Here is a 24,061-nt window from a genome sequence, read left to right on the forward strand (position 1 = left end):
AACACTGTTTAACGAATCATTAACAAAACTCTTACAATAAAAAAAAAACTGTTTTACACCTGAAGCTGTAAAGAAGCATTGCAAGTAAATGTTTCGCCAACCCTTGCCAGTGCTACGTTTTCGAAAACAGTTTGTGCTTCTTCTTTAAAACATTCTATGTCAGAATACCTACTAGAATAATGTCCTAATATTAACAAACCTACATTTGCGTCTTTTGCAATGATTGCAGCTTGTTCTGCTGTTGAATGTTTTGTTTTTTCGCACAAATGCTCTAGCTCTTTTAAAAAGGTTGCTTCATGATATAAAATATCAACTCCTTCTATAATTGGAACGATGTCTGGTTTAAACATAGTGTCGCTACAAAAAGCATAGCTTTTAGGTCTTACAGGATCTGTAGTCAGTTCCTCATTTGGAACGATTTCTCCTGTACTAAGTATGAAATCTTTTCCTGCTTTTATGTTATAATAATCGCAAGTTTCAATTTCATCATATTGTTTTATATTATCTAAATGTAGATTACGTGGTTTCGGTTTTTCTTTAAACAAAAAACCATTAGTATATACTCTATGACGTAATGGTATTGTATACACAGCCACTTTATCATCTTCAAAAATAAGTTCACTTTTTTTCGAAGATAATTCGTGAAAGACAATGCGATATCGTACATGCGACATCGACAATTTTAGCTGTAATTCTGTAATCTCTTTAATACCTACAGGACCATAAACATGTAAATCTTTCTCTCGATTTAAAATACCGTAGGTAGATAATAATCCGATTAAACCAAAAAAATGGTCACCGTGTAAATGCGATATAAAAATGTGGTTAATTTTAGAAAAACCAACTTTATATTTTCGCATTTGTCGTTGTGTACCTTCACCACAGTCAATTAAAAAATGCCTGTTGTTTATTTCTAGATACTGAGATGTTGGGTGGGCGTTAACCCTTGGTGTAGCTGAATGACAGCCTAAAATTTTTAATTTTATACTCATCTAATGACAAAACGTTTAGAAATTATTTCCTTGCTAGTTTGAATAGCGTAGATATACATTCCTGAACTTAAGTCGTTGCGCCTGAAAGGAAGTTTGTTATTTCCTTTGTGAGCGGTAACTTTTTTAAGAAACACAGTTTTACCCAGAACGTTTTTAACGCTAATTAAAACTTCTTGTTTGTTAGTTGAGTTAAATGAAATAGTTGTAGTATTTAAAAATGGATTTGGTGATGCGACTAATTTATTGACTGACTTTTCTTGAGAAAGCGCAATGAATGAGCACAAAATGCAAAAGATAAAAAGTATTTTTTTTATCATAGACGTTGGGGATATTAATTGTTAAAAACCTAAATCTCGTTGAATGTTTTCCATTTCTAATACATCTTCTGCTTCTTGTAAAGTAGGTACAATGTTAAAAGTTTCTGGAAAACTATCTACATCAACATTCTGATACACAACCACAAAAGTTGTGCCGCTTTCTCTATGCATATCAGCATACTCTAAAAATATAGAAATATCTTGATTGTTGATGCTAAGATTCGATGAAAGGTAAATAATTATACTGTCTTTTGCAAGTTCCTGGTGTTGATTGGTGAAAAAAACACAGAAATCTGAAAAAGAATTACCTTCATCACTTATTAAAACATAATCTGATTTTCGTTCTATTTTCATGAGTTTATCTTTTTATTTGTTGTGCTAACAAATAAATTACAGCCATTCTTACAGCAACTCCATTTTCTACCTGATTTAGGATAATAGATTGCTTACTATCGGCTACATCACTTGTCAATTCAACTCCTCTGTTAATAGGGCCTGGGTGCATTATTACAATGTCTTTACCAACATTGTCTAATACCTGCTTATTAATTCCGAAAAGTTGTGTGTATTCTCTAGTAGAAGGGAAATATTTAATATCCATACGTTCGTGTTGTACACGTAAAACGTTGGCAACATCACACCATTCTAATGCTTTTTTTAAATTAGTTTCTACGCCAACACCCAAACTAGTAATGTATTTAGGAATTAAGGTCGTAGGTCCGCACACTTTTACTTCTGCACCTTGTAATTGCAAAGCAAAAATGTTAGATAAAGCTACTCTGGAATGTAAAATGTCTCCAACAATAACAATTTTCTTTCCTTTTAAATCAGAATTTAAAGCTTCACGCATAGAAAAACTATCTAACAAAGCTTGCGTTGGATGTTCATGTGTACCATCTCCAGCATTTACAATCTTCGCATCTACATGTCTAGAAAGAAATACTCCCGCACCAACATTAGAATGACGCATTACAACAATATCTACCTTCATAGACAAGATATTGTTTACGGTATCTATAAGAGTTTCACCTTTTTTAACAGAAGATTGTCCAGCAGAGAAATTAATTACATCTGCTGATAAACGTTTTTCTGCAAGTTCAAAGGATAATTTGGTACGTGTACTATTTTCAAAAAACAAATTAGCAATAGTAATATCTCGTAAGGAAGGCACTTTTTTAATAGGTCTATTAATAACCTCTTTAAAATGAGATGCAGTTTCAAAAATAAGTTCTAAATCACTTTTGTTAAGATATTTAATGCCTAATAAATGTTCTACACTTAACTGCTTCATTGTGCGTCCGTCTTGGGTTGTTTTGGTACTAAGTATATTTCGTCTTTATCGTGAGTTTCTTGCCAGTTTACCACTACTTTTTCTTGGTTTATAGCATCTACTTGCCTTCCTCTATAATTTGGTTGAATAGGTAAGTGTCTGCTAAATCTTCTGTCAATTAAAACTAATAATTCAATGTTAGTAGGTCTTCCAAAAGCTTGTAAGGCAGTTAATGCTGCTCGAACACTTCTTCCAGAATACAATACATCGTCTATAATAACTACTTTCTTATTCTCAATTAGAAAGTCAATTTTAGTTGGCGTAGCTTCTAAAGGTTCATCATTTCTTCTAAAATCATCACGATAAAAAGTAATATCTAACAATCCTAATTTTAAAGAATCGATTTGATATACTTCTGTTAAAATCTTTTTTAAACGTTGTGCTAAATAAGTTCCACGAGGTTGCAAACCAATTAAAACAGTATTAGAAAAGTCGTTGTGATTTTCGATTAACTGGCACGCTAATCGATGCAGAATGATGTCAATTTCTTTAGAAGTAAGTAGTGTTTTTCTGCTCATTTTATGCTATCAATTTGCTTGATAGTTCCAAGAAGCAAAATTAAAGCAAAAAAGTAAGTGAACAAAATTTAAAGTTGCCGAAACCTAAAAAGCATATCAATAAAATTATCTTTACATTTGCCAACTTTTAGAAAAGACTCGTGTTATTATGATGAAATACATTAGAAATAAGAAGATTAACATTAAAGATGATACACTAGCAGGTATTACAGTTTCTTTAGCAATGATACCAGAAGTAGTTGCTTTTGCTTTTGTGGCACAAATCAGTCCTATTGTAGCACTTTTTGGTGCTTTTGTAATAGGTTTAATTGCTGCTATTTTTGGAGGAAGACCAGGTTTAATTTCAGGTGCAGCAGGAGCAGTAGCGGTTATTTTTGTGAATATGATCCAAGAAGGACACGCCAAAGGATTGCTATTTGATCAACCTGTAGAAAATATGGGGTATTTTTATTTACTGGCCGCTGTAGTTTTAATGGGAATTATTCAAGTATTAGCAGGAATCTTTAAGTTGGGTAAGTTTGTTCGCTTAATTCCACATTCAGTAATGATGGGGTTTGTAAACGGATTAGCCATTGTTATTTTTATGGCCCAATTAGGAATGTTCAAAGAAAATGTAAAGAATGTTTATGGAGATAACATGCGTAAAACAGTTTCTAAAGAATTAGTGTATAAAGTAGAAGGAAATAAGGTAAAAGATGCAGTATCTAACACTGTTTTATTCGATATTAAAGGTGATAAGGTAGTTAATGCTAGAACAAATAAGGAAGATTTTATTATTTCTAAAGGTCAAGTTTTTGATATAACAACGCAGAAAGTAGTTTTTAATGCTGGAAAAGAAGGATTTTATGCTGTAAAAGATGAAGGAGTTGTAAAAGAAACTATGAAAGGAAAAGAGTTGTATACTATGATAGGGTTGGTTTTACTAACAATGTTAATTGTTTGGGGACTACCAAAACTTACAAAGAAAGTACCTGCAGCTTTAACGGCGATATTAATTGTTTCTTTCGTAGTTATTTTTGGAGGAATTAATTCTATTAATGTAGGTGATTTTATTAGAGATGGAGGAGGATTAGGTCTAAATGGTTTTGATGAGCTTTCTAAAAAAATGAACTTATTAGAGCTTTGGAGTCATCTTCCATTTAATTTAGATACACTAAAGTTTATAGCGCCTTATGCTTTTTTAGCAGCTTCTGTTGGATTGATAGAAACACTTATGACTATGAATTTAGTAGATGAATTAACAGATTCTAGAGGGAATGGAAATAAAGAGTGTGTTGCACAAGGAGCAGGGAATATTTTAAGCGGTATGTTTGGTGGTACTGGAGGTTGTGGTATGATAGGACAAACGGTAATTAATATCAATGCAGGTGGTAGAGGAAGACTTTCTGGCGTAGCAATGGCAGTTACATTGCTTGTTTTTATTTTATTTGCAGATAAATATATAGAACAAGTACCTATTGCAGCATTGGTTGGAGTAATGTTTATGATGGTAATTGAAACCTTTGCATGGTCTAGTTTTAGAATTATGAAAAAAATACCAAAATCGGATGCTTTTGTATTGATTATTGTATCTGCAGTAACAGTATTTTTTGATTTAGCAATTGCTGTTTTTGTAGGAGTAATTATTTCAGCGTTATCATTTTCTTGGGAAAATGCTAAACGAATTAGAGCTCGTAAGCGTATGAGAGAAGATGGAACCAAAGTATATGAAATTTGGGGACCTTTATTCTTTGGTAGTATTACTTCTTTTAATGAAAAGTTTGATATTAAAAATGATCCAGATAATGTAATTATTGATTTCGTAGAAAGTAGAATCTCAGATCATTCTGCTTTAGAAGCTTTATTTGTACTGGTAGAGAAATACCAAGCAGCAGGAAAAACAATTCATTTAAAACATTTAAGTGAAGATTGTAAAGTGTTAATGTATAAGGCAAGTGATAAGTTTCACAATATTATTATAGAAGATGTTGACGATCCAAGGTATCATTTAGCTGAAGATCCAGAAGCGTTTCCAAAACCATTACATGAATATAAATTCTAAAAAATAAAACTCCTGCATTTGCAGGAGTTTTTAATTTGTATCAATTGTAAATCTGGTTGCTAGTTTGTAACTAGATTTTTAATAACAGATCGTAATCTTTTTTCTTGATTTCCAATCCACTTATCTACAATATTTCCTTGTTTGTCTATGATAAAAAACATAGGATATTGTTTTACATCATATGTTTCTTTCACCTTATCTTTATCTTTAAAATCCCATATGGTGGCAGATTTAAAATCAATTTTAAGGCGCTTGGCAATTTTATACCAAGTATCTTTTTTATCATCTCCGTGTACAGAAATAACTTTTAAATCTGAAGGATACTTCTTTTGAAGCTCATCCATATGAGGATATGTTTTCCAGCAAGGACCACAGTAAGTAGCAGTAAAGTTTAAAAGAACGTGCTTTTTGTTTTTGAACTGAGAAACTTTAATGTTTTTATTCGATTTTATATCGAATCCTTCAACATCAAAGGCTTTCTTTCCTATTTTAATATCTTGAGAAAAAAGGGTTGTACTCGCAACAATACAACATAGGTAAAATACATTTTTAACTATATTTTTCATGGGGAATTTGGGGATTAAAATTTCTAAAAAACGAAATCAAATTCATGATTCTTTTTCATCCGAAAAATAGGAAAATCTGAAGGGAATTTTTATGCTTTTTTAATCAAATTATTATAAATTTATTAACCAGTGTTTTAGCTTTGAAAAAAGAGATAAAATTCTTTATTTTTTGAAAATCCAAACGTCTTGTTGTGGTCTGTTATTTGTTAAAATCCCCGGAATGTGATGTAAAACTTCAAATTTATTTGCAGAACCAATTTGTTTCATAAATGCTTCTGGTTGGTAAGTTGCATATAAACGATTTCCTTCTTTCTTAAAGTTATGAACAACCAATTTTCCAGAATTAAATTTTTGAAGTTCCTTTACTGTTAGTTTAAATGAATGTACATTTCCATGTGTAGTGATAAATAAAATACCTTCGGGTTTTAAGACACGATATAATTCAGAAAACCAATTGTAATGTTGTTCTTCAGAAAGGTGAGTGAAAATAGAAACACCGTACACTAAATCAAACTGTTCGTTTTTATATGGTAGTGGTGGTGTAACTTGATTTAGTTGAAAGTTAATTCCTTTAAGATGTTTTGCACACCAATCAACATATTTTGGATTATAATCGCAACCAAAATAATGATTAGTATCTCCTGCTACAGCGGGTAAATGTCTTAAAACTCTACTTGTACCACAACCCCAATCTAAAATGGAAGCATGTTCTAAAGTTTTAAACTTACTAACAAGATTGTATAACCATGTCGCAGTAGGAATTCCATTGGTGTAAAATTTATGATAGTTTAATTGAAAGGTTTCATAAATATAAAAATCAGGAGGTAATTGAATGTTTGGATATTCTTGTTTAAACTTTTTATTCTCTTTCCTATGAATGAGTTTTTGCCGCCAAAAATTAATTTGTTCAACAATAGGAAGTAAGTAGAGTTTGGTTAAGAATCGTTTAATTACAATTTTTTTCATAGTAAAGTGAATTTTACAATAAATTAATCTTTAGATATTAATTTATTGTATTCCCAAAGTTGCGTTTCCTTTAAAGTGCCATCTGCATTGTAAAGTTTCCATGTTCCATGCTTTATATCATTATCAAAATTGCCTTCGGCACTAATAGAACCATCTTCTACATTGTAAACTATCCACCAACCATGCCGTAGATCATTTTTCATAGGTCCTTCACCAGCAATATATCCATTTTGATGATACCATTTCATCTTACCATTTGCCTTTCCGTTTTTATATTCACCTTCACTAGCAATAGTTCCATTATCCCACCATTCTTTTTTAACTTCTAGTGTTGTACGTGGCTTTTTAGGTGTTGCTTTTTCACTGTTATTTCTTTTACAATTGAAAAGTAGTATAAAAGCAAATAGAGCTAAAGTGAATATAGTTCTCATTAGTTCGCTATTTTAAAAATAGGCAACCTCATATGTGCTTTTTCGTAATGAGGTGTTTTTTGATAAATCCAATTGAGTTGTGCTCCTGAATTTTTAGCAAATGTTGTATCTGATGCTAGTTTGGAATTAAATTCAGCTTTAATAATTGGGTGTTGATTTAAAAATTCTTCGGCTTTATCTTCAAAAACATAACTAGAAAAACCTTCTTTTCGTTGTAAAATAGTATCAAAGAAATTCCAATTAAAGAAACTATCTACAGCTTCTGCTTCTAAGGTTTCTAATAAATAACGAACTCCACTTTGACTGGTAGGAATTAACAGATCTCCTTTTGTGAATTGAACGGTATCCATTGATTTGTTTACTGTAGTGTTGTAATGTAAATAATGGCCTTCATATGGATTAGAGATTGTTTTAAAATCTTTGATATGATTTACTTCAACATTAAGTATCGTATCTTTCTTAAAACGAGTGAATTCAATATTGTTTAGTTGTAATTGCTTAATAACATTATGCCAGCCTTGAGGTATTACATAGGCTTTAGGAATGGTAACTTCCTTAGTTACTATGAAATTATTGAAATAATCCACAGGTTTTTCATAAGGCTTGTTTTTGTCGTAAAATAAACGTTTTCCATTGGTAACTTTACTGTCAATATAAGTCCCTTCATATCCTTTAAAATTAAATTGAGAAGGATTTTTTGTGTCTACTTTATAACGTATAGGGTATGTTTTTTTAGCAATGATGTTTTTAGCTGCATTTGCTCTTAGTTCTTTAATTTTAGTAGCATTTTCATTAGTGAAATCTAACATTGAAACTAAAAGTTCATAGGTTTGTTCTACACGAATTTTATAAGGTTTTAGCATGTGCGTTTCTACCATCATTCCAAAAGTGTTGAATAAAGTAGTATAGCCAGTAGAGTAGCGCGGAGAATCCATAAATTGTGACCAACCTTTATCTGGCGTACTTCCCCAAACATTTACATAAGGAGTAATAGGAATGTCTTTTTTTTCTAAAGAGTTTTCTAAGTAAGGACGCATTTTTTGCTCTAAAAAGTTTCCAAGTTCACCACCTAGTTTATTATGTTGTGTAAATAAATGCGTAATCGCGTATTGATAATCGGCACCATTACTTACATGATTATCTATAAACACATCTGGATTTACAGCATGAAAAATTGTTGCAAATGCTTTAGCGTTTTTGGTGTCAGATTTAATAAAGTCTCTATTTAAATCGTAATTTCTAGAGTTTCCTCTAAAACCATAAGCTTTTGGTCCATTTTGATTAGCTCTTGTGTGTGAATTTCTATTCAATGCACCACCAATATTATATACAGGAATTACACAAATTAAATCGTTTTTATAAGCTTCTTTTAAAGAATCATTTTGAACGATATTACGTAGTAACAACATCGATGCATCGATACCGTCAGACTCTCCTGGATGAATTCCGTTATTAATAAGAATGCGGTTTTTTTGTGAGTTTGCTATTTGATTTTTTGAAGTTTTTCCATTTGCATTAAAAACAACTAAATGTAATGGATGATCACTATCCGTAGTACCGAATTCTAATAATGAAATCTCGGTATAATTTTTTGCCAATTTTTGATAAAAGGCAATTACTTCTTGGTATGTAGGAGTCTCTGTTCCTTTTGAAGTTTCAAATAACGTTGTAAAATTTGACTGTACTTCTTTTTGATAACAAGAAGCAATTATTAGTAGTATACTTAAAAGTATGAGTTTTTTCATTTTCCGAATGTATAACTTTTAATCTGTTGTTCAAATTTAATGCTATCTTTAAAAGCACATAAATTTCCATCAGGATCAAAGAATTTAGCTACGGTTCCCCAAGAGTGTTCTTGATAATCGACTTTTATATGTTTGTTTTTTAACTTGTTAGCGAGAGATAATACATCAGGAACATTCATGCGTAAACATGTTTTAATACGCTCATTTCCATAGTCTAAATCAGAATTGTATTCATCATCTTTTTCAATCATTAAATAAGCGTTGTTGAAAGAAAAACATGTTATAGTTTCAGTTTCAAAAAGAATATCCAACTCTAGTATGTCTCTATAAAATTGCACACATTTTTCATAATTTATAGTGTACAATATAAAGCCTGTGCGATCGAATTGCATAGATTAAATTCTTACCGAATTAGGAACTAAGCCAGTATAATCTCCATTATGACGAATAACTTCTCTTACAATAGATGAAGAAATATAACTTTTGCCAGAAGAAGTGAGTAAGAATACAGTTTCTATTTCAGATAACTTTCTATTTGTGTGTGCTATAGATTTCTCAAATTCAAAATCAGCAGGATTACGTAATCCTCTTAAGATGAATTGAGCGTTAATATCTTTGCAAAAATTAACAGTTAACCCTTCATAGGTAAGCACTTTTATTTTTGGTTCTCCTTTAAACGTTTCTTCAATAAACTGTTTTCTTTTTTCTAAAGGAAACATATATTTTTTATCGGCGTTTACACCAATTCCTATAATTAGTTCATCGAATAAGGTAACACCACGTCTAATAATATCACAATGTCCTAGTGTAATAGGATCAAAAGACCCTGGGAAGATTGCACGTTTCATATGATAAAGTTGTTAGTTTTATTATGGTAATTTAAGAGTTTTTATTTATTGCTTGAGAAATAGCATTATCAAAAAGCCTTGTGAGTGTAATTCCAGCTTGTTGTGCCTGCTGTGGTAAAATACTTTCTTCAGTAAGACCAGGTACAGTATTCATCTCTAAAAAATGAGGAATTCCATTCACCAAAATATATTCCGAACGTGAAAAACCACTCATGTTTAAAACTTCGTATACTTTTTTAGAAATTGCACTCACTTTACGTTCTTCTTCAGAAGAGATTCTTGCGGGTGTAATTTCTTGTGATTTACCTTCATACTTCGCTTCATAATCGAAAAAATCGTTTTCAGATACAATTTCAGTAATTGGAAGAACAATAGTTTCATTTTCAAACTCAAGAACACCTACAGAAACTTCGGTACCTTCTAAAAAGCTTTCAATTAAAATTTCAGAGTCTTCTTTGTAAGCTTTTTCAATAGCAGGAATTAAACCTTCTTTGGTATGTACTTTAGAAATACCGAAACTAGAACCTGCATTATTAGGTTTAACAAAGCAGGGTAAACCTACTTTTTCGATAATATTTTCAATATGTATAGTATCTCCATTATTAAGATATACAGATGTTGCTGAAGGAATATCGTATTTCTTTAAAATACTTAAAGTATCTCTTTTATTAAATGTTAAAGCCATTTGATAAAATGGGGCAGAAGTATGAGGAATATGAAGTAAATCAAGATATGCTAAAATTACACCATTTTCTCCTGGTGCTCCATGTATAGCATTAAAAACACAATCGAATGTAATTTTTACATCGTTATACATTACAGAGAAATCATGTTTGTTAACAGGATATCTTGTTTCTTCTGAATCAACTAAAAACCAACCTTCTTGCAAAATATGTATGCGATACGGTTCATATTTTTCTCTATCTAAATGTTTATATACTACATTTCCGCTTTTAAGAGAAATAGCTACTTCAGATGAGTAGCCACCCATAATAATGGCAATATTTTTTTTCATTAGCTACAATTAATATTTACAAACTTACCAAAAAAAGTATTTTAAAATCGATGTTTTTAAATTAGTCTTATTTTTAATGTACATTTGTTGCATCTCATAAAAAATCGATAATGAAAATAATTCAATTTTTTAAAAGTAAAGTGTTTTTTATTCAAGTAGGACTTGCTATTATAGGTTTATTACTTTTTGTATTTGCATTGCAGTGGTGGTTAGGGTATACAACTAATCACGATCAGAAAATACAAGTGCCAGATTTAAATAAAATGAGTTTGGCAGAAGTAGAAAATACTTTGAATGAGTTGAACTTGACTTATGAAGTTATAGATAGTGCAAGTTATAACCCAAACTTCCCAAAAAAATCAGTAATTGAACAAAATCCAGAAGTTGGCGATTTTGTAAAAGAAAAACGTAAAATATATTTAACCTTAAACCCATCTAAATATAAAGACGTAGCTATTCCAGATTTAAATGGTAAAACAAAAAGACAAGCAATAACACATTTACGTTCTATAGGCTTTTTAGTGGGGGAGGATTTTACGTATGTGCCAGATATAGGTAAAGATGTAGTTAGAGGACTAAAATACAAAGGAAAGCAGGTTGGGTTAGGAGACAAGTTGCCAAAGAAATCTGTGATCAATTTAATTTTAGGAGACGGAACTGGAAACTAAACATATATAATTCGTTTGACAATGCAGGAGGAAAATTATGAACTTCAAGAAAGTGCCGACTTACATGAGCACTATCGATTTACAGCTACTGATGGACAAGAACCATTGAGGGTAGATAAATTCTTAATGAACTTTATTGAGAATGCAACACGTAATAAAATACAACAAGCAGCTAAAGCAGGAAATATTTTAGTTAACGATGTTTCTGTTAAATCTAATTATAAAGTAAAACCAAAAGATGTAGTGCGTGTAGTATTAGCTTATCCGCCTCATGAAAATTTATTAGTTGCAGAAGATCTTCCACTAAATATTGTACATGAAGATGATGCTGTAATTGTTGTGAATAAAGAGCCGGGAATGGTAGTACATCCTGGTCATGGAAATTACTCTGGAACTTTAGTGAACGGTTTAATTCATCACATAGAAAATTTACCTAAAAATAGTAACGAGCGTCCTGGTTTAGTGCATAGAATAGATAAAGACACAAGTGGTTTATTGGTAGTTGCGAAGACAGAATATGCTATGGCACATTTGTCTAAACAATTTTTTGATAAAACTACAGAGCGTTTATATTATGCTTTAGTGTGGGGAGTTGTAGAGAATGATGAAGGAACAATTGAAGGCAATATTGGTAGAAGTCATAAAGATAGAATGCAGATGGCTGTGTATCCAGAAGGAGATTTTGGAAAGCCAGCAGTAACACATTATAAAGTAGTTGAACGTTTTACTTATGTGACTTTAGTTGAATGTAGATTAGAAACAGGAAGAACACATCAAATTAGAGCACATTTTAAATATATTGGTCATACATTATTTAATGATGAAAGATATGGTGGAGATCAAATTTTAAAAGGAACTACTTTTACAAAGTACAAACAATTTGTAGAGAACTGTTTTAAGGTTTTACCTAGACAGGCATTACATGCAAAAACGTTAGGGTTTGTACATCCTACTACAGGAGAGTTTTTACAATTTAATTCTGAAGTTCCACAAGATATGCAAGCATGCATAGAAAAATGGAGAAGGTATGCTGTAAATTCTACGGAAATAGATTAATAATGTTTTTTTGTAATCGCTGAGAATCGCATATTTAAAAAAATAAATAGAAATGCCCAGAATATTAAATTCTGGGCATTTTAACTTTATAAAGTTTTTAATGAATTTTATAGTCTGTCTTTAACTAAAGTCATAACTCTTTCAAATTGCTCTTTTAATCCCATATCAGAATTGTCAAACTCAATAGCATCTTCTGCTTTAATTAATGGAGAGTCTTCTCTTGTAGAATCGATACGGTCTCTTTCTTGTACGTTATGAAGAATTTCTTCATAATTTACATTGTCGCCTCTATCAATAAGTTCTTTATAACGTCTTTTAGCTCTTTTGTCGGCAGAAGCGGTCATAAATAACTTTAATTCGGCATCTGGGAAAACAACAGTTCCTATATCACGACCGTCCATTACAATTCCTTTTTCCTTTCCCATCTCTTGTTGTTCAGAAACTAACTTTTTTCTAACTTCAGAAATAGCAGCAACCTTACTAACTAATTTAGAAACTTCAATAGTTCTGATTTCCTTTTCTACATTTGTATTGTTTAAATACATTTCGGCAAAACCTAACGTTTCGTTAAAAGTAAAGCTTAATTTTACTTTATCTAAATCATTAATAAGCTGTGTTGGATTAAAAGAATCACTACTTATATAGTTATTTTGCATAGCGTATAAGGTAACAGCTCTATACATTGCTCCAGTGTCTACATATATATAATTTAACTCTTTAGCTAATGCTTTGGCAATAGTGCTTTTACCTGTAGAAGAAAAACCATCAATGGCTATTGTAATTTTTTGCTTAGTCATGTCTGTAAAAATATCAACATGCAAATATACGTCTTGTTTTTAATGTAGGTCAAATGAGGTATAGCTAAAATCGACTTTTTATGAACAATTAGGAGTATTGTGAGGTGTGTTTTTCTAATACTTTGTGTTGTAGTTTCTAGAAACTTCTTTATCTAAATTAATGGTAAGCCCAAAAGTGCTAACATTAGCAGCAGAATGGAATCTAGAGTAAGCATAATTTAGTTTTACTTTGTTCATACGCAATCCAAAACCGAAGGAAATTCCACCAAAACTTCGCACGTTTTGTAATTGTAGCTCTTTTCCTCTTCTGAAATTATAGCCAACTCTCAAATTAATAGCTCTTTTTGGAAATAATTCTGCACCAATTATTACATGACGAAAAGCATTGTCAAGAAAAGAAATGTCTTCTTCAGTAACATTTCCATCTAAATCTGACGTTTGATTAGAAGGGTTAGGAGTGCTTATATTCCATTGTTGCAAATTATCTACAGTAGCATACCAACGTAAAGGAACATTTTCTAATAAATATGAAGCGCCAATTGCAATTTCGAAAGGTAGTTTTTCCGTAGTACCATCGAAAGAATTCAATTGTGTGCCAATATTTCGTAAGACTAACGAGAAAATATATGGTTTTTCGCTATTGTAATAAATCATACCTAAATCTAAAGCAACCGCAGTTGAAGAAAAGTTCGCAATAGAAGAATGAATTAATTTTCCATTAGCCCCAATATGAATATTCGTTGAAGGAATTTGATATGCATATCCTAAAGATAATGCTATATCGCTAGCTCCAAAAGTACCAGTTTCATTTCCTTCTACATCTGCAGCAATTAAAGTACCATAATTAATATAAGTAATATTAGAATGAATGGTTTTAGAATATCTACTAAAACGATGTGCATAGGATACAGAACCTATTGAAATATCTGCTAAATAACTTGTGTAATTTACAGACAGCTTTCTGTCTAAATCTAAGTTAATAGTTGCAGGATTCCATTTAGGCTGATCTACATCGTCTACCAATGTTAAAACCTTTCCGCCTAATGCAGTTTGGCGAGCATTAGCTGAAGTATTTAAAAAAGAAAAAGTATTGATGCCTCCTATTTGTGCGGAAACATGGATACATAAAAAAAATAGTACTAGTTTAATAAATTTCAACATTCTACATGTAGATATAATAACTCCGCTAAATTAACGTAATAATTACAAGAATAGTGTTTAAATTAGAATTACTAAAAATAATTTAGGGTTTTAATTTAAAATGAATATATTTGTGCGTTAGGTATGTCTTTGTCACAACCTTATGTTATTAATAGTCCCCGTCTATTATGTGTAAGTATGTAAAACTAAATTTTAAATTTGCTTTGTGGCTAACATTAATGATGTTTAGCCTGTTTTCTTACGCGCAAACTTTAGAGCCTATACGAACGGGAAGACCAACAGCAGGAGGATTAGTAGATGAGTGGACTTCCTTATGTGCTACAGATGGGTTCAATAATTTTCACGTTACATTTAATTTTTCGGGAGGAATATTTCAAGCTGATAATAGATTTAGAATTGTAATGTCTGATGAAACAGGAGATTTTAATAATTCTACTGAAGTTGGAGCGACAGATAATTCTTTCAATACAGCCTTTTTTGATGTTACAGGAAGTTTTAGAGTTCCAGATGGAACTTATGGTACAGGTTATAGGCTTAGAATAGAATCTACAAATCCAGTTATGACTGGTCCAGAATTTGGACCTTTTGAAGCTTATAAAATTACTTCTCAACAGTTAATACTAAATGATTTTAATGATGTTGTTTTATGTGGAGGAACTCCAGAAACAATTACATTAAATGAAATTGATCCTAGTTTTACATATAGATGGTATCGAAATAATACATTAATATCAGGGCAAACAGGGCTTTCTCTAACAGTTTCGCAACCAGGTGAGTATTATGCAGAAATTAATTATGGTAGCTGTAGAGATGCAGTATTATCAAATAGAGTTAATGTTAGTAGTATCACCCCAGGTAATTTAACAATAGAAGGAGGAGATACTGTAGATATTTGTGCAAATGAATCTTATGAGTTAGTAGCCAGTATAGATGATCCAGCTTTTACTTATAGATGGTTTAAAGATGGAGTGGAGATTACAGGGTTACCACCATATTCTCCAAGTTACACAACACCAACAAGTAATCAGTTTGGTGTGTATCATTTAGAAATAGAGGTAGGAGGATGTTCAAGTAGATCGCAAGATGTTACAGTACGTCAAAAATCAGATACTACATTTGAAGTAACTCTAACAAGTGATCCTACACAAATTATATTTCCAGGTGAAACAATACAGTTAGGTGTAGATCATAATGCTACAGGTAGTGTTTCTATTAGATGGTTTAAAGATGGTGTGCTTATTCCAGGAGTTTCTGGGACACCAATAAATGCAGTAACTCCAGGAGTTTATCAAGCTGAAGTAACAGAAACGACAGGGGCTTGTCCAGTATCTAAATTGTCTCCAGAATATACAATTCTAGGAGTAAACGATATGGCTGTCACTATAAGAACAGGTACAGATTTTCAAGAATGTGTTTCTGAAAGAACTGAGCTTTCGATGGTTGGTATTCGAGTTACGGCTACAGATGGAAATGAATATGATATTTCACAGGATAAAATAGATAAACTTTGTCAGCCAGATGCAGGAGGTGCTATTATTTTAAGATTGCAATGGTTTAAAGATACAGTAGCAATAGCAGGAGCAGAAGCGAAAACGTTTAATGTAACATCATATAACGATAATGGTGAATACTATTTAAATATTACAGTAGGTACACTTACTGCGGATTCAAATATTATTAATTTGTTATTGGGGGTTGGAGAGATAGAAATAACTTCTTCATCTTCTTCTAATTCTTTGTGTCCTGGAGAATCTATTTTTCTGAGTATAGGTAATTTTGCAGGGTATACATATACTTGGTTTAAAGACGGAACCGAAATAACAGTAGCAGATTCATTTAATGTTGAAGTTACAGAAGTAGGAAGTTATAGTGTGACTTTAGATGGGTTTGGGTGTCAGATCAATGTAGCAGAAGTAGAGATTGTTGAGTTTGACGATACAGTATTAGAAGTTAGTCCTTCTACCAATGCTGTATTACCTACAGGTGGAAGTGTAACATTAGAAGCAAGTGGAGCAGATTCATATGAATGGTATGATGAAGCAGGAAACTTATTGTCAACTAACGAAACGTTAGATGTAAATGCATTAGGTACATATACAGTAATTGGAACTGTTGGCGGATGTACAGCACAAAGAGAAGTCAATGTAATTGAAGATGACGGAATGCTTATTATTCCTAATATTATTTCACCATTTAATGGAGATGGTGTAAACGATACTTGGGAATTGCCAAATAGGTTTGCATTCCAAACCAACGTTCAGGTGATTATATTTAATTCAGCGGGGAAAGAAGTATTAAATACAACAGATTACCAAAATGATTGGCCGGTAAACAATAATTTGAGAGATGGAATGTTATTCTATTTTAAAGTTATTAAAGATAATAGCTTAGTTAAAGCGGGAACTATTTCTATATTACAATAATCTTATATGGTAAAGAAAATTACTTTATTTATAGTATTGTCATTATTTTATTTCACATCCTTATCTCAGGTAAGTATTAGTGAAGATGAATATAATGGTTTTTCATCTAGAAGCTTTATGAAGTTTAATAACTTCATGACAGTACCAACCTTTTCTTTACTTCACCGAAAAACAGCAACTTTAGAAGCTATTACTAGAAGTTCTAATATTGAATTTCAAGACGCTTCTCGTTTACATATTGTAAGCTACTCAGGAAAGATGAAGTCTAACGTTGGAGCAGGTATAGCTGTGTTTCAACAAGAAATAGGGGTTTTTAAAGATTTTGGAGCAGTAGCAAACTACGCATACCAATTAAAATTAGGAGCTAAAAACAAATTAACATTTGGATTTAATTTTTTCTACAGCAGAAGAAGTTTAGATAATCCAAGAGTTCTTTCTAATGGAGCAGATCCACTAATAAATAATTATCAAGATAAGCCAGTAGTTGTTTTTCAACCGGCTGCTACAGTGTCTTTCGGAGATCTAGATGTAGGTTTGTTTTTAGAGAACTTAGGTGATTTTAATTTAAAGTCTAGTGAATTTGTTACTGAATTTGGTGATAAAACAATTTCTGCTCACGCAGCTTATACATATAGATTTAAAAACTCTGGCGGATTATTACAAAATATGTCTGTTAGAGGTTTAGGTATTGCGAGAAAATTTAAAGAAGATTTCTCGTATGCTGGAAATGTCTTATTAGATTTACCAAAAGCAGGATGGGTAAAAGTAGGATACGATAAAGTTTTTGGCTTAAATGCAGGTATAGGTGTGAATTTAAATGAGAGATTAGCAATTGGGTTTTCGTATGAAAAACAACAAAACTTAGGAGGTACAAATGAAGTAGGGTTGATCTATAGATTTGATAAAAAGAGAGCTAGAAGAAGTGGGTATGGAAGACCAACTCCAAAAGTTGATATAATTTTACCTGAAGATACACCAGATCCAATTGATCCTACAGAGGGAGTTTATGAAGATCCTGAACACAATGATTTATCAGACGAGCTACAAATTGCACAAGACTCTATAAATACGCTACATAAAAAAGTAGACGAATTATTAAGAATTGTTAAAAACCAGCCAGAAAGAGTTGAAATTATTCGTGAAACGCAGCCACCAGTTAATAATGCTACGCCAAAAGAAGGTAGAGATCAATCTTTAAGAAGAAGTAATGATGCGCCTTGGAGAGAGCAAAGTATTGTACAAAGAGGTGGTGGAGGTACCATGTATTATGTGGCTATAGAGCAATATAAGAGCCTTCAAAAAGCAAAAGCTGAGGTTAAAAATTATAATAAGAAAAGCAAAAATAAAAAGTATAAAGCAAGGTATGTAAAAGATCCTAAATATGATGTTTATGTAGTATATATTGATAGGTATGCCAAAGAAGAAGATGCAGAAGAATTAAAAGCAGAAATGAATGGAGCTAAAAAAGGTTTTGAAGATGATGGTGATGATGATAGTGGATTAGATGTTAAGAAGGACAATGGTTCTAAGGATAATGTATATATTATGAAAATTACATTAGGACCAGAAGGAGAAACCTATAGAGAGCCAAAAACACAAGGACCTGCAAGAGTAAGAAGAATGAAAAAGATGGGTAACCTTGAAGAAGGCTACTATTTAGTAGCAAATGTGTTTTCTAAAAAACCTTATGCAGATAAATTTTTAGATGAATTACAAAACGATAATATAAATGCTGATTTCTTTATCCATCCAGAAACTGGATATAGATATGTATATTTATATAAAACTAATGATAGAGCAGAAATAATTAAGTTATATAACAATAATTTAAATGGATCATATTATGATAGAAAGAATATAATACAGATTAAATAATCAAACTAAATACTTTGGTAATCTAAAATTCTTTTCATATTTTATTAAAAAAGTTATATTTAATATTCAAATCCCCAAAAATGAATAAAAAAATACTCTTTATAATTGTGCTTTTAATAAGCACAGCCTTAGGGTTTTCACAAACTAGTCCCTCTTTTGATAAGGCTACGAGTAATAAAAAACTATTAAACGAAGTTCCTCCAGCTGAATTAATGGCAAAGAGGAAACCTGATGTGCCTTTTACGCAAAGGTTAAACACAGGAGGTATTAATGTACAAGGTAATATTACTTTTGTTGGTAATAATATTTTAAATAGAGATACAGGTTTATCCAGTTTTGACTTCAACTTTACTAATCCAGCTACAGGAGCAGTAGGTGCTCAATTAACTACGGATTTAGGTCCTAATGATCCTTATGATTCAGATCTAGCAATTAGGATCTTTAATGGTTCTTTTAATCAATATTTTGTTATCAATAATGGTAACTTTTATATGGATTATATTGATATAGATGATGCAGACGGAATTTCGGGGAGTTCTACTACATTTTCTTCTTCAAAGTCGACATTAAATTTACCAGCTTGTTCAAGAGTAATCCATGCAGGATTATATTGGGCAGGAGTTTTTCCTTATGAAACATGGGAAGGACAAGGGGCAAGACCAGGTGATTATAGAGATATTAAATTTAGATTACCAGGACAAAATTATCAAGATATAACAGCAGATGAAGTAATTTATGATAATGGTATTGCTACACAAAGACCATACGTATGTTATAAAGATGTAACAACTTCTGTACAAGGTTTATCAAATCCTAATGGAGATTATTATGCTGCTAATATTAGAGCAACTAGAGGATGGGACCGATTCAATGGACTAGGAGGTTCAGGTGGTTGGGTAATGGTTGTTATTTATGAAAATTCAACTGAATCGAGTAAAAATATCTCTATTTTCGATGGATTCTCAACAATTGATGGATCGAATAGTACAGATATTAATTTCTCAGGATTTACTACAATTCCTACTGGACCTGTAAGAACACAATTATTAACAGCTACATTAGAAGGAGATAATTATATTACAGGAGATAATTTACAAGTAGAAGATGCTTCTGGTACATATAATAACCTTTCAACCCCAAATAGAAATCCAGTAAATAACTTTTTTAATAGTAGTATTACTCAATATGATAATTTTGTAACTACAAGAACTCCTGATAGTGAGAATACATTAGGTTTTGATGTAGATCTTTTTGATTTAAGTAACCCGTCAAACTCAGTTATTCAAAATAATCAAACGAGTTTAAATGCAAGATTCACAACAGGAGGAGATGTATACTGGCCTTTCTTAATAGCAATGGCTATTGAAATAATTGAGCCTGATATTCAACTAGTAAAAAGTATAGATGATGGTGCAGGGAATGATCTTGGAGGAGCAACAGTTGCATTAGGAGCTGATTTATGGTATAATGTTAGTTTTCAAAATATTGGAACGGATGATGCTACCAATACTATTATTACAGACCGCTTACCAAGGAATGTAGATTTAGTTCCTGCAGATGTAGTTGTACCTACAGGTGTTACATTAACAAATTATGATCCACCAGCAGTAGGTAATGGTTTTAGAGGAGAGTTAACTTTTGAAGTAGATGATAGTTTAGTTGCAGAAGGTGGTGCTGTTCATAATATTAGATTCCATGTACAAGTAGTTTCAGATTGTACTGAGCTTAGAGACGTATGTTCTAATGTTGTAGAAAATCAAGCTTTTGCTAGATATGACGGTATTGCAGGTGGTGTAAGTGTAAATAATGAACCTAGTGTTTCAGGAATTGATGCTTGTAATTTTGGTATAGCAGGTTCTACAAATTTCTTAGCAGATACAGGAGTTTGTAATGGTTTTTCTCAAAATGTAGCATTGTGTGGTAGCACGGTTGATTTAACAGCAGGAGCTGGTTTTGGTTCTTATGAATGGACTGATGCTTCAGGTACAGTAGTTGGTACAAATCAAACATATACAGCAACAGCAGTTGGTACGTATACAGTTACAAAGGTAAATCCAGCAGGAACTCCAGCAGCCTGTGTACCGTTTACAGAAACATTCGTAGTTGGACCATTTGGAGCTGGACCAAATCCATTATTAACATTCGCTGATAATGTTCGTACTTGTCCAGACGATGGTTCTCAATTAGTAGAGATTTATTTATGTGGAGACTCTGATTTTAGAGAAATAGTAACAGGAGTAGGTGCACCAACAACAGTTCGTTGGCAACAATTAAGTGCTAGTTGTACCCCAAACCCAAATCCAGATTGTGCAAATCAAACAAATTCATGTTGGGAAGATGTTGCAACTGATGTTAACGCTACTACTCGTAGCTTTTCTGATGCTGGTCAATATCGTTTAGAAGTTACAGAATCAGGAGGTTGTTTTGAACGCTATTATTTCAATGTATTCAAAGCAACGGTTAACCCAACAATTGTTACAGAAGATATTTTATGTGGAAATAACGGAAGTATTACAATTAATAATGTTCCTTCTGGTTATGAATATGCAATTGTAACTGCAGGCGGTCCAACACCACCAGATTCATCCTATCAAAGTTCGAATACATTTCCTATTACAACAGCAGGAAATTATGATATATATATAAAGAATGACGCTACTTCATGTGTGTATCCTTATCCAGGGTATTCAGTTAGTTCTAATGATATTGATGTAGATATTACCACAAGTCCTATATTATGTTTTGGAGATGCAGGTAATATCAATGTCCAAATAAACAGTAGTATACCTGGACCATTTAATTATAGAATATTAAACGGAGGTCTTTTAGTTAGTAGTTTTGGACCAACTTCAGACACTTCACGCGATTTCCCAGTAACAGGAGCAGGAGTTTATACTGTTGAAGTTACTACAGCAGAATGTAGTTTTACTCAGGATACACCAGCATTTACAGTTCCTCCAGAATTAAATATAACAGCTGTAAACACCAAAGATATAGACTGTACTGATGGTCAAATTACTTTATCGGGAAGTGGAGGAACACCAGGAGCTGGATATACTTATGCAGTTTGGTCATATACAGGTACTGGTACTCCTATATCATATACAAATGTTAGTGATATACCTTCAGGAGCATTTTTCACGAATACAAATTTTACAGTTACAAATGGTCAAGAAGGAACTTATGAGTTCATTATAGTAGATGCAAATAACTGTACTCAAATTTCGGCGCCAGTAACAGTTTCTTTAGAAGATGCTTTACAATTTTCAAGTACAGTTAATAATCCAAGTTGTGCCGGAGATACTGACGGAAATATTACCATTAATACGGTAACTCCACCAGGATTATTAGGATATACTTTAGAGTATAGTATAAATGGAGGGGCAACGTTTGGTTTAACAAATAGTTTTACTAATTTATCTCCAGGAAGTTATACAATAAATATTCGAGCAACTAAAAACGGTTTTTCTTGTGATTATACAGTAGGACCAATTGATATTACAAACCCTACCTCTTTAAACGGTGATGCAAACTTAACCCAAAACTATACTTGCTTACAAAATGGTCAAATTACATTTGATCCAGCAACTGGAGGTACAGGTCCATATACTTATGGTGTAAATGGAGTTTATTCTACAAATTTAGTTTATAACAATTTAACAGCTGGTACTTATGTATTAAGTATCCGCGATGCAAATAATTGTCAATTAAATTTATCAAATATTGTAATTCCACCATTACCAACAGAACCTACTTTTAGTCATAATGTTGTTTATAATTGTGATGGTACAGGAAATGCTACGATTACACCAACTAATGCTACATATACATATACACTAGGAGGAACAACACAAAGTTCAAATGTATTTAATAGCTTACCAGTAGGAAGTCATACAATTACAATAGATTATGGTAGTTCATGTACTACCGATGTAATTGTAACTATAAATCCAAATCAACAATTTACAGGAACTATTGTTAGTAGTACAGATTCTACATGTAATGAATCTGGTGATGGAACAATTACAGTTTCTGCATCAAACTTAATAGGTAGTACTTATGAAGTTTCTACCGATGGAGGTGCTACATGGAATGAAACTGCAGATAATCCATATAGAGTTCCTGGATTAGCAGCTGGAACTTACAGTGTGTTTATTAGAGAAACATCAGGAACTATTATTTGTGATGTAGATTTAGGAAATGTAACAATTAATGAACCAGCTCCGTTAACAGTAACTGGTACAGTAACAACAGTAGCTAGCTGTTCAGGAGGAAATGCTACATTAACAGTTGTAGGGGCAGGAGGAATTCCACCATATGAATATAGTATAGATAATGGATTAAGTTGGCAAAGTTCTACAGTATTTGCTAACCTGGCACCAGGTACTTATACAGTTAGTATTAGAGACGCAAACAACTGTACAGAATGTGGTTGTGCAACAGATCCTTTTGTGAATGGTGGATTTGAAAGTCCTGGAAGTGGTATAACACAATTTAGATTGTTAAATGAAAATAGTATACCAGGTTGGGAGACTACAGCTTCTGATAATACAATAGAAATTTGGTCAAATAACTTTAGAGGAGTGCCTGCTTCGGAAGGGACTCAATTTGCTGAATTAAATGCAAGAGAAGCTTCTACATTATACCAAGAGTTTTGTACAATTGAAGGAGATATTATTAATTGGTCTGTAGATCATAGAGGAAGATTAGGTACAGACGTAGCAGATGTAAGAATTGGAGGAAGTTTAGCATCAGCTACTACAGTGCAAAGAATGACAGATGGAAGTACTTCTTGGGGATCTTACTCAGGGACTTATACAGTACCAGCAGGTCAAACTACAACAATTGTTGCTTTTGAAGCAGTTTCAACAACAGGTGGTAGTATTTCTGTAGGTAACTTTATAGATAATGTAAGTATGACTGTTAATAAAGTAGGATGTACTCCATTTACTATAGTAGTAGATCCTCCTATTGCAGTTACTCATACAGCTGTTGAGACAAGTTGTTATGATGGTACTAACGGACAGATTACAGTTACAGCTAATTCAGGTTCAGGAGATTATAATTTTAGTATCGATAATGGAGCTACATGGCAAGTACCAACACCAACAACAGCAACAAGTTATACTTTTACAGGTTTAACACCAGGAGACTATGAGGTATTAGTTCGTGATGGTTTAGGATGTGTATCACCTGTTTCTAATCATACAATTAATTCAACATTAACAGCTACAGTTGCTACTACACCTGTAACTTCATGTGGAGATGGAAGTGTAACGATTACAGCAAGTGGAGGAGCAATAGGGACTTAT

19 protein-coding genes and 1 pseudogene are annotated in these 24,061 nt (G+C 32.1%); 6 read left to right on the forward strand and 14 right to left on the reverse strand.

All coding sequences use genetic code 11. The features are described from left to right. Positions 1-53: 53 nt before the first annotated feature. From ACKTTC_RS01390 to pyrR, 5 genes are read right to left on the reverse strand one after another with little or no spacing between them, the layout of a single operon-like run. Complete coding sequence (locus ACKTTC_RS01390) at positions 54-992, reverse strand: ribonuclease Z (protein WP_408037576.1); 939 nt, start codon at positions 990-992, stop codon at positions 54-56. After that, on the reverse strand, positions 989-1,309 hold the full coding sequence (locus ACKTTC_RS01395) for a T9SS type A sorting domain-containing protein (protein WP_408037578.1): 321 nt from the start codon (positions 1,307-1,309) through the stop codon (positions 989-991). The genes ACKTTC_RS01390 and ACKTTC_RS01395 overlap by 4 nt, the downstream gene beginning before the upstream one ends. Before the next feature lie 21 nt (positions 1,310-1,330). Beyond that, positions 1,331-1,663 (reverse strand): hypothetical protein, encoded by a 333-nt coding sequence (locus ACKTTC_RS01400; RefSeq protein WP_408037580.1) that lies wholly within the window; start codon positions 1,661-1,663, stop codon positions 1,331-1,333. A 4-nt stretch (positions 1,664-1,667) separates the two neighbouring features. Then, positions 1,668-2,600 carry an aspartate carbamoyltransferase catalytic subunit gene (locus ACKTTC_RS01405; protein ID WP_408037582.1) on the reverse strand — a complete coding sequence of 311 codons (933 nt, stop codon included), beginning with the start codon at positions 2,598-2,600 and terminating at the stop codon, positions 1,668-1,670. Next, the gene (pyrR, locus tag ACKTTC_RS01410) at positions 2,597-3,157 is read right to left on the reverse strand and encodes a bifunctional pyr operon transcriptional regulator/uracil phosphoribosyltransferase PyrR (RefSeq protein WP_408037584.1); all 561 of its coding nucleotides are present in this window, start codon (positions 3,155-3,157) and stop codon (positions 2,597-2,599) included. Before pyrR ends, ACKTTC_RS01405 begins: the two co-directional genes overlap by 4 nt. A 148-nt stretch (positions 3,158-3,305) precedes the next feature. Here pyrR and ACKTTC_RS01415 point away from each other — a divergent pair, with 148 nt between their 5' ends. After that, entirely contained in the window at positions 3,306-5,198 is a 1,893-nt protein-coding gene (locus tag ACKTTC_RS01415) for a SulP family inorganic anion transporter (RefSeq protein WP_408037586.1), read from the forward strand. A gap of 59 nt (positions 5,199-5,257) precedes the next feature. Here the strand turns inward: ACKTTC_RS01415 and ACKTTC_RS01420 are convergent, their stop codons facing one another. The 7 genes from ACKTTC_RS01420 to ACKTTC_RS01450 all read right to left on the reverse strand — a co-directional run bounded on the left by ACKTTC_RS01420 (position 5,258) and on the right by ACKTTC_RS01450 (position 10,769). Continuing rightward, positions 5,258-5,764: a TlpA family protein disulfide reductase gene (locus ACKTTC_RS01420; protein ID WP_408037588.1), complete on the reverse strand. Its 507-nt coding sequence runs from the start codon at positions 5,762-5,764 to the stop codon at positions 5,258-5,260. A 162-nt stretch (positions 5,765-5,926) separates the two neighbouring features. Continuing rightward, on the reverse strand, positions 5,927-6,730 hold the full coding sequence (locus ACKTTC_RS01425; RefSeq protein WP_408037590.1) for a class I SAM-dependent methyltransferase: 804 nt from the start codon (positions 6,728-6,730) through the stop codon (positions 5,927-5,929). Between the two features lie 23 nt (positions 6,731-6,753). After that, complete coding sequence (locus ACKTTC_RS01430; RefSeq protein WP_408037592.1) at positions 6,754-7,161, reverse strand: toxin-antitoxin system YwqK family antitoxin; 408 nt, start codon at positions 7,159-7,161, stop codon at positions 6,754-6,756. Then, a complete protein-coding gene (locus ACKTTC_RS01435; protein WP_408037594.1) occupies positions 7,161-8,906 on the reverse strand; it encodes a M14 family metallopeptidase in 1,746 nt (581 codons plus the stop codon). Before ACKTTC_RS01435 ends, ACKTTC_RS01430 begins: the two co-directional genes overlap by 1 nt. Further along, a complete protein-coding gene (locus ACKTTC_RS01440) occupies positions 8,903-9,298 on the reverse strand; it encodes a VOC family protein (protein WP_408037596.1) in 396 nt (131 codons plus the stop codon). The genes ACKTTC_RS01435 and ACKTTC_RS01440 overlap by 4 nt, the downstream gene beginning before the upstream one ends. Positions 9,299-9,301: 3 nt before the next feature. Next, positions 9,302-9,754 carry a pantetheine-phosphate adenylyltransferase gene (gene coaD, locus ACKTTC_RS01445; RefSeq protein ID WP_408037598.1) on the reverse strand — a complete coding sequence of 151 codons (453 nt, stop codon included), beginning with the start codon at positions 9,752-9,754 and terminating at the stop codon, positions 9,302-9,304. Positions 9,755-9,785: 31 nt separating this feature from the next. Beyond that, positions 9,786-10,769, reverse strand: coding sequence for a D-alanine--D-alanine ligase (locus ACKTTC_RS01450; protein WP_408037600.1), 984 nt, complete (start codon positions 10,767-10,769; stop codon positions 9,786-9,788). A 110-nt stretch (positions 10,770-10,879) separates the two neighbouring features. Here ACKTTC_RS01450 and ACKTTC_RS01455 point away from each other — a divergent pair, with 110 nt between their 5' ends. Next, positions 10,880-11,437 (forward strand): PASTA domain-containing protein, encoded by a 558-nt coding sequence (locus ACKTTC_RS01455; RefSeq protein WP_408037602.1) that lies wholly within the window; start codon positions 10,880-10,882, stop codon positions 11,435-11,437. A 21-nt stretch (positions 11,438-11,458) separates the two neighbouring features. Continuing rightward, positions 11,459-12,493: an RluA family pseudouridine synthase gene (locus ACKTTC_RS01460; protein WP_408037604.1), complete on the forward strand. Its 1,035-nt coding sequence runs from the start codon at positions 11,459-11,461 to the stop codon at positions 12,491-12,493. A gap of 107 nt (positions 12,494-12,600) precedes the next feature. Here the strand turns inward: ACKTTC_RS01460 and cmk are convergent, their stop codons facing one another. Beyond that, positions 12,601-13,290: a (d)CMP kinase gene (gene cmk / locus ACKTTC_RS01465; RefSeq protein WP_408037606.1), complete on the reverse strand. Its 690-nt coding sequence runs from the start codon at positions 13,288-13,290 to the stop codon at positions 12,601-12,603. A 114-nt stretch (positions 13,291-13,404) separates the two neighbouring features. Then, positions 13,405-14,451: a type IX secretion system protein PorQ gene (gene porQ, locus ACKTTC_RS01470; protein ID WP_408037608.1), complete on the reverse strand. Its 1,047-nt coding sequence runs from the start codon at positions 14,449-14,451 to the stop codon at positions 13,405-13,407. Between the two features lie 203 nt (positions 14,452-14,654). Here porQ and ACKTTC_RS01475 point away from each other — a divergent pair, with 203 nt between their 5' ends. The 3 genes and pseudogenes from ACKTTC_RS01475 to ACKTTC_RS01485 form a co-directional block, all read left to right on the forward strand. Further along, a complete protein-coding gene (locus ACKTTC_RS01475) occupies positions 14,655-16,874 on the forward strand; it encodes a T9SS type B sorting domain-containing protein (protein WP_408037610.1) in 2,220 nt (739 codons plus the stop codon). 6 nt (positions 16,875-16,880) lie between these two features. Next, entirely contained in the window at positions 16,881-18,749 is a 1,869-nt protein-coding gene (locus ACKTTC_RS01480) for a PorP/SprF family type IX secretion system membrane protein (RefSeq protein WP_408037612.1), read from the forward strand. Between the two features lie 80 nt (positions 18,750-18,829). Next, positions 18,830-24,061 (forward strand): annotated as a pseudogene (locus tag ACKTTC_RS01485) (hypothetical protein); the annotation flags it as partial.

Source organism: Tenacibaculum amylolyticum (assembly GCF_964511145.1).
Taxonomy (GTDB): Bacteria; Bacteroidota; Bacteroidia; order Flavobacteriales; family Flavobacteriaceae; genus Polaribacter; species Polaribacter amylolyticum.